The sequence below is a fragment of the Hahella sp. NS-SX17 genome (genome assembly GCF_057367735.1).
The window spans coordinates 4508876-4526593 of sequence record NZ_CM170632.1; the positions used below are offsets into that span (position 1 = coordinate 4508876).

The window sequence follows — 17718 nt, forward strand, 5'->3', positions numbered from 1 at the left end:
TCCAATCACTCTGTATCTAGCCAGTCAACATTGTTCATTTTGCGCACGATGACGAACTCATCGCGGTTGCAGCCGACGGTGCCGTAGTAGTTAAAGCCGTATGACTGCTGTGCGTAGCCGCCGATCATATGAGTCGGCTTCATGACCGCGCGGGTCACGGAGTTGTGAATGCCACCCCGGGTCTGGGTCATTTCCGCTCCGGGAGTGTTGATGATCCGCTCCTGCGCGTGATACATCATCGCCATGCCTTCCGGCACTCGCTGCGAGACCACCGCCCTCGCAGCGATGGAGCCGTTGACGTTGAACACTTCTATCCAGTCGTTATCCTCCAGGCCAGCCTTCTTGGCGTCGGTTTCGCTCATCCACACGATGGGGCCGCCCCGGGACAAAGTCAGCATCAGCAGGTTGTCCGAGTAGGTGCTGTGAATGCCCCATTTCTGGTGCGGCGTAATCCAGTTGAGCAGAATCTCCTTGTTGCCGTTGGGTTTGCTGTTCATCACCGGCGAGGTGGTTTTCAGGTTGATCGGCGGCTTGTAGACGCACATGGTTTCGCCGAAGTCGCGCATCCATTCATGGTCCTGATAGAACTGCTGACGACCGGTGATGGTGCGCCAGGGAATCAGCTCATGGACGTTGGTGTAGCCTGCGTTATAGCTCACATGTTCATCCTCCAGCCCAGACCAGGTAGGAGAGGAAATAATCTTGCGGGGCTGCGCTACGATGTCGCGGAAGCGGATTTTTTCTTCCTCTTTCGGCCGCGCCAAGTGGGTGTGATCGAGACCCGTGGCGCGCCCCAATGCTTCCCAGGCTTTCACCGCCACATGGCCGTTGGTCTCCGGCGCCAGGGACAGAATCACTTCCGCCGCATCGATGGCGCTTTCAATTCTGGGACGTCCGCCGCGGGCGCTGTCTTCGTCATGAGTCAGGTTCAGTTTGGCGAGGAACGCCACTTCCTCTTTAGTATCCCAGTTGATGCCTTTGCCGCCGTTGCCCAGTTTGTCCAGCAGGGGGCCGATAGAAGTGAAGCGGTTGTAGGTGTTGGGATAGTCCCGCTCCACCACGACCATGTTAGGCGCCGTCTTGCCGGGAATCAGGTCGCACTCGCCTTTCCACCAATGTTGTACACCAAATGGCTGGGCGATTTCCGCCGGGGTGTCATGCAGAATCGGCACGGTCACCAAGTCTTTTTCCACGCCCAGATGGCCTTGCGCCGCAACTGAAAATTGCTTGGCGATGCCTTTGAAAATGTCCCAGTCGCTGCGCGCCTCCCACACTGGGTCCACCGCTTTGGACAGGGGATGAATGAAAGGATGCATATCTGACGTATTCAGATCGTCCTTTTCGTACCAGGTCGCTGTGGGTAACACAATGTCGGAATACAGACAGGTGGTGGACATACGGAAGTCCAGCGTCACCAGCAGGTCCACCTTGCCTTCCGGCGCTTCGTCGCGCCAGGTCACGTCGTCTGGCTTGGTTTCCCCCATTTCACCCAGGTCTTTGCCAAGCAGGCCGTGCTTGGTTCCCAACAGGTGCCGCAGCATGTATTCATGGCCTTTGCCGGAGGAACCCAGCAAATTACTGCGCCAGATAAACATATTGCGGGGATAGTTCTGCGGGTTATCCGGGTCCTCACAAGCGAATTTCAGTTGTCCTTCTTTCAACAGTTTGACGGCGTAGTCTTTCGGGTCCATCCCCTCCATCGCCGCTTCCTTGGTCAGCATCAGCGGGTTCATGCCCAGTTGCGGCGCAGACGGCAGCCAACCCATACGCTCGGCGCGGGTGTTGTAATCAATGATGGAGGCGCTCCATTTGCCTTTGTCCGCGAGGGGCGACACCACCTCCGTCATCTGCAGTTTTTCATAGCGCCATTGGTCGGCATGGTTATAAAAGAAGGAGGTGCCGTTCATCTGCCGGGGCGGACGTTGCCAGTCCAACCCAAACGCCAGAGGCAGCCAGCCGCACTGAGGACGCAGCTTCTCCTGCCCCACATAATGCGCCCAGCCGCCGCCGCTTTGGCCGACGCAACCGCACAGCATCAACATGTTGATCAGCCCGCGGTAGTTCATGTCCATGTGATACCAGTGGTTCAGCGCAGCCCCGACAATGACCATAGAGCGGCCATGGGTTTTATCCGCATTGCGTGCGAACTCGCGCGCCACGCGAATAACATCCGCCTGAGGAACGCCGGTGATTTTTTCCTGCCAGGCCGGCGTGTAGGGAATATCGTCGGAGTAATCCTTGGCGCAGGCTGGGTCGTCATAGCCATTGTCGACGCCATAGTTGGCTACGGTCAGATCGAATACGCAGGCCACTTTAACCATGGAGCCGTCCGCCAGTTGCACGTGCTTCACCGGCACTTTACGAATCAGCAGTTCATCGTGATCGGTGTGCTGGAAGTAGTCATATTCGTGCTCCTGCCCGCCAAAATAGGGAAACGCCACTGGCGCGATTTCATCGCTGATATTCTTCAGACTGAGCGCCAGTTTCACTTCCGCGCCGGACTTCCCGTCCAGTTGCTGGATATTCCATTTGCCCTGCTCGCCCCAGCGATACCCCACAGAGCCGGTGGGGGAGACCAGCTCGCCGGTAGCTTCGTTAACCGCGATGGTTTTCCATTCCGGATTGTTGTCCTGCCCCAGATTGCCGGACAGGTCCGAAGCGCGCAGGAAACGGCCTTGAATGTAACGGCCTTCGTGCTCTTCCAGCATGACCAGCATGGGCATGTCGGTGTAGCGGCGCACGTAGTCAGTGAAATATTCACTGGGATTATCCACGTGAAAGTCTTTCAGAATCACATGGCCAAACGCCATGGCCAGCGCGGAGTCGGTTCCCTGTTTGGGCGCCAGCCAGGTATCGCCGAATTTGGAGCACTCCGAATAGTCCGAGGTGATGACGCAGGTCTTGGTTCCTTTGTAACGCACTTCTGTCAGGAAGTGCGCGTCAGGCGTACGGGTCTGCGGCACATTGGAGCCCCAGGCGATGATGTAGTTGGAGTTGTACCAGTCCGCCGCCTCCGGTACGTCGGTCTGCTCGCCCCAGATTTGCGGAGACGCTGGCGGCAAGTCGCAATACCAGTCATAGAAGCTCAGGCAATTGCCGCCGATCAGTGACAAATAGCGGGAGCCGGCGGCGTAGGACACCATGGACATGGCGGGAATCGGCGAAAATCCGGAGATACGGTCTGGCCCATAACGCTTCGCGGTATAGACGTTGGCGGCGGCGATAATCTCGTTAACCTCATTCCATGAACTGCGCACGAATCCGCCCAGGCCACGGCGCTGCTTGTAGGACTTGGCTTTCTCTGGATCTTCGACAATGCTCTCCCAGGCGTCGACGGGGTCATCGTGCCTTTGCTTCGCTTCGCGCCACAGCTTGATCAGGCTTTGTCTGACTTTGGGATACTTGAGCCGGTTAGCGCTGTAGATGTACCAGGAATAACTGGCGCCTCGCGGGCACCCTCTGGGTTCATGATTGGGGAGGTCCGGGCGCGTGCGAGGATAGTCGGTCTGCTGGGTTTCCCAGGTCACCAGACCGTCTTTGACGTAGATCTTCCAGCTACAGGAGCCAGTGCAATTCACCCCGTGCGTGGAGCGAACGATTTTGTCATGCTGCCAACGACGGCGATAACCGTCCTCCCAACTACGATCGTCTTTGGTGGTGGCGCCGTGTCCATCCGCGAAAGTCTCTCCTTTGCGTTTGAAAAACTGCAGTCTATCCAGAAAATGGCTCATGTCGGACTCCTCATCAGAACCTGCTTCGAAGCATGGAGCACAGCGTTAGAGACAGGTCGTTTTTTAATTTCAAATTCATTCTAGGAGAGCCCGGGGGACTATAATTGATGCAAATCAAAGCGGTTTTTTGAGGACGCGTCAGTATCCTCTGGCGCATACCTCTTAGGGGGTAGAGGCGAAAAAAGCGTTGTTCATATTTTTCAATAAGTTATACATTGGAAGCATAGATTGATTGAGCTAACGACAGGTCTCGGTTCTTTGGTAGTACTCCCCCCTGGAAGGAGTTCGAAACGATGATTGCGCGGTTCCAGAAATCACTGATCTTCCGAATGGGCGCCCTGATGATCGCCATGGTGTCGCTGGCGATGATCACCATGCTGGCGTCATTCTTTATCTCCGAGTCGGCGGAAAAAGATGCAGAGGCGGTGAATATCGCCGGCTCGCTGCGCATGCAAAGCTACCGCATGCAGGCGCGGCTGCTGACCCTGGATGCGCCTTCCTCAGATTTCGTAGCGGCGCTGACCCGCCAGTTTGCAGAACGCATAGAAAGCCCCGTGCTGGTGGCGGAAGCCATGAAAGACGATTCCTCGGAGCTCCACCGACAATTCCTGCAGGTCCGTGAGAGCTGGGAGAAAGATGTCAGCGGTTTTATCGCCACCTACGCCCGCAATCCAGACCGTCGTGTTGCGGACCAATTGGGCGAAAAAATCGACAAGTTTGTCGATGAAATAGACAACTTGGTGCAGCTCTATCAGATCCGCGCGGAAAATCGCATCGAGAACCTGCGCCTGATACAGATTAGCGCCCTCTTCTTCACCTTCGCCCTGGTCAGCTTTTCCCTACTCATTCTCCATCATCATGTCGAGCTGCCTTTACGCAGCCTGACGCAAAACGCCCGCAAGATCGCCCGCGGTGATTTCAGTGATCGTCTGGAGGTGAAAAACGACGACGAACTGGGCCTGCTGGCGGAGACCTTCAATCAAATGAGCGCTGCGCTGTCGGAGATGTACGAGTCGCTGGAGACGCGAGTCAAAAACAAAACCCAGGCGCTGAAGCGCAGCAATGATTCCTTGAACTTTCTCTACCATCTGGCCCGGGAGGTCAGCGAGAAAACTCATGAGAATATTGATTTTCAGGCCTGGCTGGAGGAACTCACCAGCATCACCGCCGTCGGCAGCGTCGAACTTTGCCTGAAAACCCCCGAAGCAGTGATTCCCTATGAACACATTCGCAACGATTATATGACGGAGCTGCCTTCAACCTGTCAGCGCCAGGAATGCGAAAAGTGCATGGTGGAGAAAGCCCAGGTGTGCCGGGACAATGACGAGGTGCAGGTGCGTTACCCACTGATCAAGGAAGGCGTGCAATATGGCGTCATCGTTTGTTCTCTGCACAACAGCCAGTTTTTGGAAGGCTGGCAGCATCAGTTGTTGCAGTCTTTCGCCGATCAGGTGGCGATCGCTCTGAGTTTAAAAAATCAGGGCGACCAGGAGCGACGGGTATCTCTGATGAACGAGCGTAACGTTATCGCCCGGGAGCTGCACGATTCCTTAGCGCAAAGCCTTTCCTACCTGAAGATACAGGTGGCGCGCCTGACCCGCGCCTTGCAATCCAAACAGGTGGAAGACGAACAAATCGACGGTATTACCGCAGAACTGAAGGAGGGCATCACCTCCGCTTATCGGCAATTGCGCGAGCTGCTCACTACATTCCGCCTGAGCATTTCCGAGAAAGGCCTGCATGCGGCGATTTTGCATACCGTTGAGCAACTTACTGAGCAAAGCACAAACGTTAAAATCGTGCTGGATTACCGGGTGGAGGACATTCCCTTCTCCCCCAACGAGGAAATTCACTTGCTGCAGATCACACGGGAGGCGCTGCAGAACGCTGTCCGTCATTCTCAAGGCAATCTGGTCATGGTGTCGTTGCATTCGGACCCGATGAAAAAAGTCACTTTAGCCATCACTGACAATGGCGTCGGCATTCCCGAGGACCCGGAGAAGCTCAACCACTACGGTCTCGCTATCATGCGCGAGCGCACCCGCAACCTGCACGGCGAACTGGCTATTCAGCGCATGCCGGAAGGCGGCACCGGCGTGCTGTTCAGCTTCACTCCCAGCTACGTACAGGAGCGCAGAATCTCATACGCCGAATAATGTAGGAAATATCTCACACGCAATGCAGACATCGCGTCTATTTTCCTACCCTTCCCCACCCTAATATAGGCACCAAGAGGATGCGCTGACACATAAGGACATGAAGCAAGGAAGCAACAAGGACGACCAACGCCGACGGAAATAGGCAACAAGGGAAGCATCTGACACGGAAGACGCAGCATGGAACGTTGCGTCTTTTTCTTTGTGGAGCACGAACGCTCGGACGCGTCGACTGAATGGAGTCAGACACAGCAGGTACGGACACCGAGGCTGGATGGGATGAAGGATTGAGGGATGAACAGGCGGGACGCCAGGGTGTGCGAAATATCCTACAGATAATGCAGATATGTCGTCTATCCTCCCTACCAAGCCATGGCTAATATAGCCACAACGGATGCGAAAACGCGGCATGGAAAGCCCGCAAAGGACTGCAGCAAGGATAGCAAAAGAGCCGCTGGAACCGGCAAAAGGAAGCATCAAATGGAAAAGGCGCAATATGGATATTGCGCTTTTTGTTTTTCTGGCCTTCGCATTTTAAAATCCCCCATTCTTATCTCTTCGCTGATCAGCCCACGCTCCGATATCTTTTCACAACTCTATGACAGGCTTGCGAAATTTTATTTTGATAACGCTATCGTTTATCCTCGCCGGCTACCTTTAAGAAACCCATCAGCTACAGAAAGCCCGCCATTATGGATATGACATTCGTGGAGTTCGCCAATATTCTGGCGCAGAATCTTTTCCCAATTACCTTTAACAGCCTCGCCGCCATCATTCTACTGCGCTACTTCCGCAGCAGCGCGCTAGTCGTCGCCTTGGCGTTATGTTTGATTGCAAGCGCACTTTATTACTTGCTATTTCCCTTCACTTTTTATTTGGATACGAGCGGCGACAGGTTCATTTTCGGCCTGTATTCAGCGATTGGTGGGGGTCTTCAACAAGGAATGATCATCACTCTCATCGGCTTTCTGCTTTTCAAAAAGGAAAGAGTGGACAGACTTAGAGACTCCACCAAGGCATTGGGTGGATTTACTCTTACCCTGCTCGCCGCAGCCAGCGTCATGAGCGTATACACCAGCATTCTGGTATTCTCGAAAAAGTCCTCATTCATGTATGGCGCAAGTGACGAGCTGATCTACGTCCTGATCACTTACCTGTTCGCCACCACTTATTCACTTGTTTCACTGATGTTGATGACATACGTCCAGTGGCGGGTGATTCCTGAATCCAAACGCCCTCATTCGCCAAAATACATGGCCTGGTTGATGGCGATTCCGGTATTCAATATTTTCTGGCTGTGCAGCAGCCTCAGCCGCTGGGCGCTAACTGTCAAAGGCGCTTTGGGGGACGTCAATGCTCGCGAGGCGCAGCTGGCGGACCGGGTACGCTATATCTTCATTAGCCTGTTATGCGGCTGGCTTTTCATCACCCTGATATCGGTAACCGTCAGATACCCGGACAAAGCGACCGTCATCTTCATGGGGCTGCTGTCACTAATCTTGCTGGGGCTAAGCATCGCCTACCTCGTTTACGTGATAAAACTCATCTGCAGCCTTCACACGCTGGAGCAAAAGATTCAGCAGACCAATACGGTTGAATCATCCATCGAAAGCTAAGTCATGAGCCGCCTCCGGGCGGCTTTTTTGATATAACCATACACAATGACTAATCGAACCCTCTATGTGCGATAAGGGCGAACCTCTCAGCGCTAATCCATACTAAAGCCAAGTCAGAGAAGCTATCATCACGCTCAAAAACATTGCTGTGCTCGATGTTCTCATTAACGAATCTCGCATTAGAGAGATAGCAACCACCGTCGACAAGTGAAAGAAAGTCTTCAATAAAGCAATTTATAGTTTCTTCACTAGACCTGAAAAAAGGTGGGCACTCCCCTACCAATGAGACGGTCAACATATGCCTAAGCTGCCGATACATTTCTTTATAAGAAATGACTTTCCAATTAACTTCTACGCACCCTACTTCATGAAGCTTACCATTAACATAAACACGCAAGCCGTCTTCATCCCAACTCTCTGGAAATTCATTAATCGGCTCTATCAGTATGTATGGCTTGCAGTGCGTTCCACATGCAGCGACAAACCTGTCTATCAAGCTATCTGCAACACTCATTTATAGCACTCTTTTGGAAGGCGCTAAGCTATTCTCAACTCGTCCAGTCAACGAATTAGACAAGCTGATTTAACCTTAGACTAATCAAGTTATATCTACGCAAAGATAGCGCATGTTCGCAGACCACTTCGCCACCAAAATTAACAAAAACGCATAACAATAGAATTTTTTATTACTTTAAATTTTATGTTCGTTCCGTATCATGAATCCCGTGACTTGATGACCCGTAGTCTGGAGATGACCGATTCATGAACAGCGCGCAACTGATAACACGCATAGGCGACAACAGCGCAGGGCTTTCTTACGAAGCCATCGCCGATTTGAACGCCTCCTATGCTCCGCTTGATTTTGAAGCGCGTATCCGTCGCCTGTATCAGGATTTCGCACCCGAGAAAGTGTTGGTGACGTCATCGTTCGCCGCCACCTCCGCTTACTTCTTGCACATTATTTCACGCATCCGACCCTCGCAGAGAATTCACTTCATTGATACTCAATTCCACTTCAATGAAACCCTGGAGTACAGGGATTACCTCACCCGTTTGTATGGGTTGAATGTGGAGGACGTGAAGCCGGACAGGCATCATCATGCTTATTCTGTAAGCGAGCGCCTGTGGGAAACTGACCCAGACCTGTGCTGCACCGTGAACAAGGTTCAGCCGCTGGAAGAAGTGAAAGAGAACTACGACATCTGGGTATCCAGCCTGATGAGTTGGCAGACCGAGCACCGCGCCGGCCTGCAGATTTTTGAAGAGCGTCGCGGCATCATCAAATTCAATCCGATGATTGACGTCACCAAAGAAGAGCGTGACGCTTATATTCGCGATCACAACCTGCCCTTCCACCCTCTCGTGAGCGAAGGCTACTCCTCAATCGGCTGCGAGCACTGCACCCGTAAAGGGGAAGAACGCGCAGGACGCTGGCAGGGTAAAGAAAAGACGGAGTGCGGTCTGCACCTGTAAGCTTGATGCAAATGCGGCGGCCATACCGCCGCCCTTATCACTCGATCCCTCTCCCCTTTACTTCTCCCCGTCCAATACACACTTTTGCAGAGCCACAAGTTCTTCGATTTCGCTTTCTGAAGCACGCAATATAAAAGACTCAAATGCGTTTTTATCCGTAAAGCCATGGCGGATCTGCTGCATCAACGCCCCCAGTTCGGTTCCGGTCAAACCAGACAGGCCGCTGACTAACTCGCCATTGAATTTACGCTTGATCTCACGCTGTCGGACCAGATCCGCCTCAGCGCCCCGCCATTCGGCTTCCGCTTCTGGAAACGCGGCGAAGATCTGCGGCAACCAAGCGGTTTTGCATTCTGGCCAGTCCCTAAAATCCTCGCCCTCATAAACTTCACGCAACCAATTCAGGAAGCCCGTATAAGTGGGACGCTTGGCGTCGCGGACGCGGGCGTTGTGACTGCGATTCTCCAGTAAATAGATGTTCTTATCGAAGTATTTGGAAGTTGAAATAAATTGATACAACTGGATCAGGTCATCAAAGCCCTGCTTCCAGCGAGTTATGTCAAATCCTAAAAAGCTGACGGCTTTGTCGAAATTCCGCGTCACCAGCACTTCGGTAAACAAATAATCCCCTTCCCGAAACGGCAGCCACAGGCCGTTGTGACCAAATTTCATTCCCATTTTATGGGCGACGCGCCCAATCAGGTTGCCGGCGTCGTTCCAGGAAAAGTAACTTAATGCGAAATCGAACTGAGACGCAGGCGTGTACAGCAGATCTACCTGAAAGACCCCATTCTGCTCCAAGGGGGCGCCAAAACTGGCCACACCACCGTTAGCGATATACGGCAGCGGTTTTCCGTCTCCCAATACGTTACCCAGTAACTCAGCGACGAAAGCATTGCCAAGTTCACGTTTGACGCAATCGCTGACCACAATATCAATGTCGCCGAAGGTTTCTTTCTTCCGATACGCGGTAACTATCTCCGCGCGTACCGGCACTCCGTCATGACACTGCAATGCCAGTATTGCAAGACGAGCCTTTTCGCCAATGCGCAAAGCGTCCGCAGTCGGCAAGCGCTGCGCGCCGTAATCTTTCAATGCGTTACCGCCCAAAACTCACTCCTGTCATATAGATCGTTATTTCGCCGGCGCGTACCGTATTTTTCACCGCGCCGGGGTTATTGTCATTTCCTGTGCCGACTGGTAAAACAAGGACTCTGCCGAACAGAATTGAATAACAATAACTTAAAATCACCTCCGCCCTCTTTTGGACGCGGCGGTATAACGGAAAGGTTGCTCATGCCCGAAAGTGCTCCGACATGGATTACCGTTCTCGCGCCTTGGGAATTTTACCCTTCGGTCGTTTTAGTTTCTCTGGTCACAGTCACGCTGTACATACGCGGCTTGCGCAGATTGCGCGCAACGGGTCATCCTGTCGGCTTCGCCCGCTCCTTATCTTTCTTCATCGGCGTGGCGATCACTTACGCTGTCCTACACACCCGTTTCGACTATTACGCCCAGTTCCTGTTTTTCGCCCATCGTTTCCAGCACTTGGTGTTGCACCATCTCGGCCCCTTTTTTATCGCACTCGCCGCCCCTTGGACAGTACTCGCAGCAGGCCTGCCTCAGCGCTTGCGTAATATCAACTACCGCGCGACTCCTGGAGCGGGCTTGGTAGTGTGGTGCTACCGGGTTTTACAGTTCCCCCCTCTGGCCGCCTTTTTGTTCGTCGGCATCATCTTTTTCTGGTTGACGCCATCCATACATTTTTACGCCATGCTGGACCTGAAACTGTACCACCTGATGAACTGGAGCATGTTTCTGGATGGTCTGCTGTTTTGGTGGCTGATCCTGAATCCTTCGCCTCAGCAAGGTCCTTCTTTCGGCTGGCGCATCATCATTTTATTAGCCATTATGGTGCCCCAGATTCTGCTGGGCGCATACATTACGCTGTCGGAGTCCACCCTTTACGACATCTACGCCATCTGCGGACGGGCGTTTCCCATTGCACCGGAAGCGGACCAGATGGTGGGCGGCGTGATCACCTGGATTCCGCCCGCGATGATGAGCGCTATCGCCATTTTGGTGATGTTATCCTATATCCGACGCCAGGATATGGCGAGCGCCCGCAGCACTGGCGCTCTCACCGGCGCTGCTTGAGTTTTCAGAGACTATTAAGGAGATCCCTTCGTGACGGCGATACGCCTCGTATTTATCGCAATCGTAATGGCGCTGACCGGCGCTTGTAGTCAGGAGCCGCTGGAATGGTCAGGGACCGATATCAGCGGCATGTTGCCGGAGCTGAAGTTTTCCCTGCAAAGCGAAAACGCAGCCCCCGTGTCGGAGAAAGACTTCGAAGGCAAGTACAATATTCTGTTTTTCGGCTACACCTATTGTCCGGATATCTGCCCCACTACCCTCGCCCGGCTGAAATCCGCGCTGAGTAAACTGGAGGCTTCCGAACAGCAGCGCATCAATATTCTGTTCGTCAGCGTCGATCCCAAAAGAGATGCGCCAAAACAACTCAAAGCTTATACCGACGCCTTTGGGCCGGAGTTTGTCGGCCTTACTGGAGATATGGACGCTCTACAGTCAGTCACCAAGCGTTACCGGGTGGCGTTCGGTTATGGTAACCCCGATGATTCCGGCAATTATGACGTCTCGCACAGCTCCGCCGCCTTCGTGTTCGACGCGAACGGCAAAGCCCGCCTGTTGCTGCGGGATGACCTGAGCGCCGACATGATCGCCAAGGATCTGGTCCAGCTTCTTAAAAGCTAATGTTTAGTTATTGCGACTCTCCATTCACTAAAAAAGCGCGCCCAAAGGCGCGCCAAGGTCAAGGTTCCGTCCCAGCTGCGTGAACGTCGGGACGGAACTCCACTCCGCAGGAGTGACTCGGGAATCAAGGGTTATAAAACTCGGCCCCTTTGCGCAGATAGAAGAACCAGTTCACCAGGACGCATACCGCATAGAACACGGCGAAACCTATCAAAGCGTATTCTGGTGTGGCGGCTTTGATCTGTTCGCCGAACACCTGAGGAATATAGAAAGCGCCGTAGGCCGCCACCGCAGATGTCCAACCCAGTACAGGGCCCGCCTGCTCTTTCGGAAACACCATGGCGATGGTGCGGAAAGTAGAGCCGTTGCCAATGCCTGACGCCGCGAACAAAGCCAGGAACAATATAAAGAAAGGCGCAAAGAACTCTTCCGGGGTCGCTGAGTTGTAGGCTGCGCTCATGTAATAAGCTACCGCCAGGGCGCATACCACCATCACCAGGGAGCAGATCTGCGTAACCAGCGCGCCCCCGAATTTATCGGAGATCCAGCCGCCCACCGGACGAATCAACGCGCCGATAAAGGGCCCCATCCAGGCGTACATCAGAGCGCTGGGACCGTTGGGATTAACAGTATTGTGCGTCATCACCCCATCCACCATCACATGGCTATAACCAAAGATGACTTTGATCGCCAAGGGGAACGCCGCCGCGTAGCCGATAAAGCTGCCGAAGGTCATGGTGTATATGACGCTCATCACCCAAGTGTGCCGATTGCCGAAAATGCGATACTGACGACTCAGACTGTTGCGGATCTGGCCCGGCAACAACTTGAGCAGGAACACCGTGGCGGCGATAACGCCTACCAGCACCAGTTCTTTAGGAACGCCCCACCCGGCGCCGTTCGCAGATTCGGGCAGCATCAGCCAGAGCCCGACCACAGAAGTCAGGAAGCCGATGAGCAGCATGAAGGTGATCTTGGAGAAAGCGCCCACTGGTCCGCCAATATCTGGCGACACCTCGTCGGTGCGAATGTTGTTCATGCCGAACCAGCCAGCAAACGCCAGTGGAACCAGGAACAGCAACCAGACGAAGCCGGAGTTTTGAATCCAGGTTTCAGAACCCGCCGGAACCTTGCCGATCAGGGTGCCTGACGGATTCACAAGGGTCATAGGATCGCCGCCCGCTACACCGAATGCGCCGAAGGTCATGAACAGCGGCACCAGAATCTGCATGGTGGTGACGCCAAAATTGCCAAGCCCGGCGTTTAACCCCAGCGCCAGTCCCTGCTGTTTCTTGGGAAAGAAAAAGCTGATATTGGACATGGATGAGGCAAAGTTGCCGCCGCCCAGACCAGACAACAACGCCAGCACCTGGAACACCCAGAGAGGCGTCTCTTTGCTCTGTAACGCGATGCCGGCGCCGATTGCGGGAATCATCAGCAAAGCCGTTGTGAAAAAGATCGTATTGCGCCCGCCGCACAGCCGGATGAAAAAGCTGCTGGGAATACGCAATGTCGCGCCGGTCAGACCGGAGATCGCCATCAGCGTAAATAACTCCGACGCCTGAAACGGGAAACCCAGATTCAACATCTGTACTGTGATAACGCCCCAGTACAACCATACGGCGAAGCCGCACAGCAAACTCGGAATGGAAATCCACAAATTCCGGTTCGCCACTTTCTTACCTGTCTTTTGCCAGAACCCACTGTCCTCCGGATTCCAGCCAGCAGTGATGTCCGCCATATGCCTTACCTCTGCGTTGGGCCTGAAAAATAATCTTCGGCTCAACTATCTTTATAAACAGAGGGGGCGACAATGCTCCGGAGGGGGTAGCGTTTAAGATCGGGGCCGTGTGGGTGATCTGCTAACAAGCGACTTTAAATCGCGCTACCATTTGCTGTATTTTCATAGAGTTAGGGCGATTTCCGAGAATCTGTGCAAGACTTTCGATACCCCCAATGAGGTAGGCGTATCCGGCGCCAAAGCGGTACGTCTTCGGTATGCGCAGCTCAGGGTCATCGTTGGTAAACCTGATATGGATCAAGTCCCTATCGCGCCGTCGCAGGGGCGGCTCTGAGTTCGTGTTATGCTGAAAAACGTCAGATAACGCTGGGCGTGAATGAAAAGAATGACAAGGTGAAGCTGAGATGAGCGATAAAGCAACGATCATGATGGTGGACGATCACCCCCTGTTTCGCAAAGGCATCCGCCAGTTGATTGAAATGGAGGATGAGCTGGATATCGTCGCCGAAGCCAAGAACGGCGAGGAAGGCCTGACCAAGGCGAAAGAACTGGAGCCTGACCTGATTCTACTGGATCTCAATATGCAGGGTATGGACGGCCTGGATACGTTACGCGCCATTCGCGCCGCTGGCGTGGACTCTCGCGTCATCATGCTGACAGTCTCCGATAACGAAGCCGATGTGGTGAACTGTTTCCGCGCCGGCGCAGACGGTTATCTCTTAAAAGATATGGAGCCGGAAGACATTCTGGAGAAAATCAAGCAAGTTACGCTTGGTAAAATGGCGATCAGCGAGCGTCTGACTGAAATTCTCGCTTCCGCCCTGCGCAAACCCGTTGAAGCCGTTGATCCCACCGCATCATTAACCAGTCGCGAATATGAGATCCTCACCCGCATCGCCCAAGGGCACAGCAACAAAGTCATCGCCCGGGATCTGAATATTTCCGATGGCACTGTAAAGGTCCACGTTAAACATATTCTCAAAAAGATGGGGATGCGTTCACGGGTCGAAGCGGCAGTGTGGCTGGTGAATCGCAAGGCGTAAGCGCGCAGGCGATTCCAGCGCGTTGCGAAAACAGCGGAGCCATCCGGGTCCGCTGTCAGAGTCAGATGGAGCTACACGTCCACAGCGGGAGCCGCCACGACCTTTTTGCGACGGCTTTCCGCTTCCACGAAAACACGCTTGCATTCGGGGAAAGTCATCTTGATCTGCTCGTCGAGGGCGGCGATGCAGGTTTCAATTTCACCCGCGGAAACACTGTCCTTGAAGTCCACCGAGATGTTCACCAACACAAAGTCCGGCCCCATATGCATGGTGAGTACTTCGTTGACATGCTCCACGCCTGGAGCCGCATGGGTCATTTCACGAATGGACTTCACTACTTTCTTGTTGGCGCTCTCACCAATCAGCAGGCTTTTGGTTTCCACCGCCAGCCACAAGGCCGTCAGGCCGAGGATACAACCGATGGTGACTGAGGCCACGCCGTCGTATACCGGATTGCCGGTAACCTGTCCCATAACGATGCCGCCCAGCGCCACCAGAAGGCCCAGCATGGCGGCGGCGTCTTCAAACAGCACGACAAACAGAGAGGGGTCTTTGCCTCGTTGCACAGCCTCCACATAACCCATCCGCCCTTTGGCGATGCGGAATTCCTTGACCGCCATTCCAAAGGCGAATCCTTCAAATATGATCGCCAGAGTCAGAACGACATAGTTGACCATCGGATTCTCCACCGCTTGCGGGTGTAGAATATGCTCAACGCCTTCGTAAATGGAGATGCCTGCGCCCAGGGCGAAAATCAGTATCGCCACAACAAAGGACCAGAAATAAATCTCCTTGCCATGGCCAAATGGGAAGTCTTCCGAAGCTGGCCGTTGTGAGCGCTTCATGCCGTGCAGCAGCAACACCTGGTTGCCGGTGTCCACCACAGAGTGAACCCCTTCGGAGAACATGGCCGAGCTGCCGGTAAAGGCCGCCGCCGCAAACTTGGTGAGTGCGACCAGGGCGTTGCCGACCAGGGCCGCATATATCACTTTTTTAGAACCTGACGCCATGCGTACGGGTCTCCTTTTCTAAATCTGTCAGTGTTTTGTTGTCTATCGACGATTGCTTGTCAATCAACGCACGTATTTCAAGTTTTCATGCGTCGCACGCAGTGTAAGTGGATCAATGTTGGGCGATCCGCCTGATTGATAGTTCTTTTTATGAATAGGGAAAGCGACATAACGAGTGAGATTCCCGCCTTCTCATGAAGCATGGGATTCTAAGGAAATTTAGCGCCTGACAATAGGCTTAATTTTCCCTCAAAGAAAATCCGCCTCAGGCGGCTGAAGAAGGCCGCTCAGGCTGCGCTTTGCGTTGGGCGACCGGAAGTTTGATGATGAAAGTGGAGCCCACGCCTGGCCGGCTCTCCACATTGATATCGCCGCGATGCTTGTTAACGATGATGTCGTAGGAAATATTCAATCCCAACCCGGTGCCCTTGCCAACCGGCTTGGTAGTAAAAAATGGATCGAAGATCTTGCAGACGATCTCCTGAGGTATGCCGCAGCCGGTATCGGAGACTTCCGCATACACCCACTCTGAGTCACTGTGGGTGCGAATGCGCACCTTGCCATGGCGCTGGGTTTCTTTGATGGCGTGGCTGGCGTTGACCAGGATATTGGAAACCACCTGATTGATCTGTCCCTGATTGCCGCAGGTCAGCTCCGTGTTTTGTAGGTCGGTCTCCACATCGCAATCATATTTCAGCTCGTTCCACACCAGTTTGAGCGTGCTGGTGATAACATCATTGATATTAAAATCCAGGTGTACGTCGCCCTGGTCCACCCGGGAGTAGTTCTTCAGGTTTTCGACAATTTCCTGCACCCGGCGACTGCCCTCAAGACAATCCTGCAACAGCTCCGGCAGATCATCTTTCAGGAACTCGTAGTCGATCTCATCTTTCACCCGGTCCAATTCCGTCGCTACCTCTATAGACATTCGGTCATGATGCGCTTCGACCACTTGGAACAGCTTTTCAAAATCAGAGTAATACTCCTTCAGTCGATTGATATTACTGGCGACATAGCCAATGGGGTTGTTGATTTCATGGGCGACGCCCGCCGCCAATTGTCCCAGGGACGCCAGCTTTTCCTGCTGCACCATCTGCGATTGGGTGACTTGCAACGATTCCAGAGACTCCTGCAGGCTGGCGTTGGCGCGTTTCAGCTCCCAGGTTCGCTCCTGAATGCGGTTTTCCAGCTCTTCGTTCAGTTTGCCCACATGCTGGGAGCGCTGCGACAGTTCCGAAGCCACCACTGTGAACGCTTGCATCACCTGGGCGAATGCGCGGATAAAGTCCCCCATCTCATCTTCCCGATGCGTATCGATGTCATTCTGCTGCAACAGCTTTCCCAGATCAGGCAGGGCCTTTTCGTCTTGGTCGCCCTGCTCCATGTCGCGGCGATACTTATCCAGACTGCCCCCCAGACTGACAGCCAACTGGTGCATCCGCAAAAACGGCCGGCTGAACCAGTGACTGAAGATATAAAAAAGCGCCAGCAGATACAGGAGCAAGAAGCCCAGCAAAGCCAGGATAAAGCTGGCGGTCTGTTCCTCCAGTTTGGCTTGTACGGGGTGGTCGCTGAAATACAGGTATGCCCGGCCAATCACCGAGTTTTCCCAGACTACTTCGCGTTCTTCACGGAACACATAGCGGCCGGGCTCCGGCTCCAGTACATCCAGGCTGGGAGAGCGCTGTCGCACTTCCTCAATGCCGCCGACATTCCCGGTAAAGAAGCTGCCGCCATTTTGCACGGCGTCGTACACCTCGAAAATGACCGCGCTGACGATGGGATCTTTGGACAGGGACTTGGCGAACTGATTGCTTTTACTCAGATCGAAGTCCCACATGTTCTGGGCGTTCGCCTGAACGGCGATTTCCATGAGATAGTCGGCGCGAGCGTAAAAGTCTTCGTACACCTGTTTTTTCAGGCTGGACAATGTGTAGACAGCGAAGCCTCCGTAAAACAGCAACAGCGCCCCGGCGATAGCGACCATTAAGCGCCGGGTCAGTCTGAGTCTGCGAAAATAGCCCGCGTTCAACACTATATCCATGCCCTACTATTTCCATGCCCTACTATATCCATGCCCAGATTTCCCATACGACTCTTACATCCCCCCTCATCTGAGGACGTCGCACGGCCGGGAGATGCTTGACCCACCCAGATTCAATCTCTTCCCTAT

The 17718-nt window shown here is 53.7% G+C and carries 13 protein-coding genes; 7 read left to right on the forward strand and 6 right to left on the reverse strand.

Annotated elements, in window-relative coordinates; translation table 11 throughout:
• Positions 1-5: 5 nt before the first annotated feature.
• The gene (locus AC2IBB_RS19845; protein ID WP_486328490.1) at positions 6-3731 is read right to left on the reverse strand and encodes a nitrate reductase subunit alpha; all 3726 of its coding nucleotides are present in this window, start codon (positions 3729-3731) and stop codon (positions 6-8) included.
• 293 nt (positions 3732-4024) lie between these two features.
• Here AC2IBB_RS19845 and AC2IBB_RS19850 point away from each other — a divergent pair, with 293 nt between their 5' ends.
• The 3 genes from AC2IBB_RS19850 (at position 4025) to AC2IBB_RS19860 (ending at position 7503) form a co-directional block, all read left to right on the forward strand.
• Entirely contained in the window at positions 4025-5887 is a 1863-nt protein-coding gene (locus tag AC2IBB_RS19850; protein WP_486328491.1) for a HAMP domain-containing protein, read from the forward strand.
• A 480-nt stretch (positions 5888-6367) separates the two neighbouring features.
• Positions 6368-6589, forward strand: a complete 222-nt coding sequence (locus tag AC2IBB_RS19855; protein ID WP_486328492.1) for a hypothetical protein — start codon at positions 6368-6370, stop codon at positions 6587-6589.
• Positions 6580-7503 (forward strand): hypothetical protein, encoded by a 924-nt coding sequence (locus AC2IBB_RS19860; RefSeq protein WP_486328493.1) that lies wholly within the window; start codon positions 6580-6582, stop codon positions 7501-7503. The genes AC2IBB_RS19855 and AC2IBB_RS19860 overlap by 10 nt, the downstream gene beginning before the upstream one ends.
• 49 nt (positions 7504-7552) lie before the next feature.
• Here the strand turns inward: AC2IBB_RS19860 and AC2IBB_RS19865 are convergent, their stop codons facing one another.
• The gene (locus tag AC2IBB_RS19865; protein WP_486328494.1) at positions 7553-8017 is read right to left on the reverse strand and encodes a hypothetical protein; all 465 of its coding nucleotides are present in this window, start codon (positions 8015-8017) and stop codon (positions 7553-7555) included.
• A gap of 248 nt (positions 8018-8265) precedes the next feature.
• On the opposite strand from AC2IBB_RS19865, the gene AC2IBB_RS19870 reads away from it, so the two are divergent.
• A complete protein-coding gene (locus AC2IBB_RS19870; RefSeq protein ID WP_486328495.1) occupies positions 8266-8976 on the forward strand; it encodes a phosphoadenylyl-sulfate reductase in 711 nt (236 codons plus the stop codon).
• 57 nt (positions 8977-9033) lie between these two features.
• Here AC2IBB_RS19870 and AC2IBB_RS19875 read toward each other — a convergent pair whose 3' ends face one another.
• A complete protein-coding gene (locus tag AC2IBB_RS19875) occupies positions 9034-10086 on the reverse strand; it encodes a nucleotidyltransferase family protein (protein WP_486328496.1) in 1053 nt (350 codons plus the stop codon).
• A 186-nt stretch (positions 10087-10272) separates the two neighbouring features.
• Between AC2IBB_RS19875 and AC2IBB_RS19880 the strand changes: the two genes are divergently transcribed.
• Together AC2IBB_RS19880 and AC2IBB_RS19885 are read left to right on the forward strand one after the other, a co-directional pair.
• Entirely contained in the window at positions 10273-11133 is an 861-nt protein-coding gene (locus tag AC2IBB_RS19880) for a cytochrome c oxidase assembly protein (protein WP_486328497.1), read from the forward strand.
• 30 nt (positions 11134-11163) lie between these two features.
• Entirely contained in the window at positions 11164-11751 is a 588-nt protein-coding gene (locus tag AC2IBB_RS19885) for an SCO family protein (RefSeq protein ID WP_486328498.1), read from the forward strand.
• 124 nt (positions 11752-11875) lie between these two features.
• Here AC2IBB_RS19885 and AC2IBB_RS19890 read toward each other — a convergent pair whose 3' ends face one another.
• On the reverse strand, positions 11876-13492 hold the full coding sequence (locus AC2IBB_RS19890; protein WP_486328499.1) for an MFS transporter: 1617 nt from the start codon (positions 13490-13492) through the stop codon (positions 11876-11878).
• 404 nt (positions 13493-13896) lie between these two features.
• Here AC2IBB_RS19890 and narL point away from each other — a divergent pair, with 404 nt between their 5' ends.
• Positions 13897-14535, forward strand: a complete 639-nt coding sequence (gene narL / locus AC2IBB_RS19895) for a two-component system response regulator NarL (RefSeq protein ID WP_486328500.1) — start codon at positions 13897-13899, stop codon at positions 14533-14535.
• 71 nt (positions 14536-14606) lie between these two features.
• Here narL and AC2IBB_RS19900 read toward each other — a convergent pair whose 3' ends face one another.
• Together AC2IBB_RS19900 and AC2IBB_RS19905 are read right to left on the reverse strand one after the other, a co-directional pair.
• On the reverse strand, positions 14607-15545 hold the full coding sequence (locus tag AC2IBB_RS19900) for a cation diffusion facilitator family transporter (protein WP_486328501.1): 939 nt from the start codon (positions 15543-15545) through the stop codon (positions 14607-14609).
• Positions 15546-15810: 265 nt separating this feature from the next.
• A complete protein-coding gene (locus AC2IBB_RS19905; RefSeq protein WP_486328502.1) occupies positions 15811-17589 on the reverse strand; it encodes a sensor histidine kinase in 1779 nt (592 codons plus the stop codon).
• Between the last annotated feature and the right edge of the window lie 129 nt (positions 17590-17718).

What these genes read in the sequence shown, in the direction of transcription:
- AC2IBB_RS19845 (WP_486328490.1), bottom strand. Translation starts at nt 3,731, where the DNA reads ATGAGCCATTTTCTGGATAGACTGCAGTTTTTCAAACGCAAAGGAGAG.
- AC2IBB_RS19850 (WP_486328491.1), top strand. Translation starts at nt 4,025, where the DNA reads ATGATTGCGCGGTTCCAGAAATCACTGATCTTCCGAATGGGCGCCCTG.
- AC2IBB_RS19855 (WP_486328492.1), top strand. Translation starts at nt 6,368, where the DNA reads ATGGAAAAGGCGCAATATGGATATTGCGCTTTTTGTTTTTCTGGCCTT.
- AC2IBB_RS19860 (WP_486328493.1), top strand. Translation starts at nt 6,580, where the DNA reads ATGGATATGACATTCGTGGAGTTCGCCAATATTCTGGCGCAGAATCTT.
- AC2IBB_RS19865 (WP_486328494.1), bottom strand. Translation starts at nt 8,017, where the DNA reads ATGAGTGTTGCAGATAGCTTGATAGACAGGTTTGTCGCTGCATGTGGA.
- AC2IBB_RS19870 (WP_486328495.1), top strand. Translation starts at nt 8,266, where the DNA reads ATGAACAGCGCGCAACTGATAACACGCATAGGCGACAACAGCGCAGGG.
- AC2IBB_RS19880 (WP_486328497.1), top strand. Translation starts at nt 10,273, where the DNA reads ATGCCCGAAAGTGCTCCGACATGGATTACCGTTCTCGCGCCTTGGGAA.
- AC2IBB_RS19890 (WP_486328499.1), bottom strand. Translation starts at nt 13,492, where the DNA reads ATGGCGGACATCACTGCTGGCTGGAATCCGGAGGACAGTGGGTTCTGG.
- narL (WP_486328500.1), top strand. Translation starts at nt 13,897, where the DNA reads ATGAGCGATAAAGCAACGATCATGATGGTGGACGATCACCCCCTGTTT.
- AC2IBB_RS19900 (WP_486328501.1), bottom strand. Translation starts at nt 15,545, where the DNA reads ATGGCGTCAGGTTCTAAAAAAGTGATATATGCGGCCCTGGTCGGCAAC.
- AC2IBB_RS19905 (WP_486328502.1), bottom strand. Translation starts at nt 17,589, where the DNA reads ATGGATATAGTGTTGAACGCGGGCTATTTTCGCAGACTCAGACTGACC.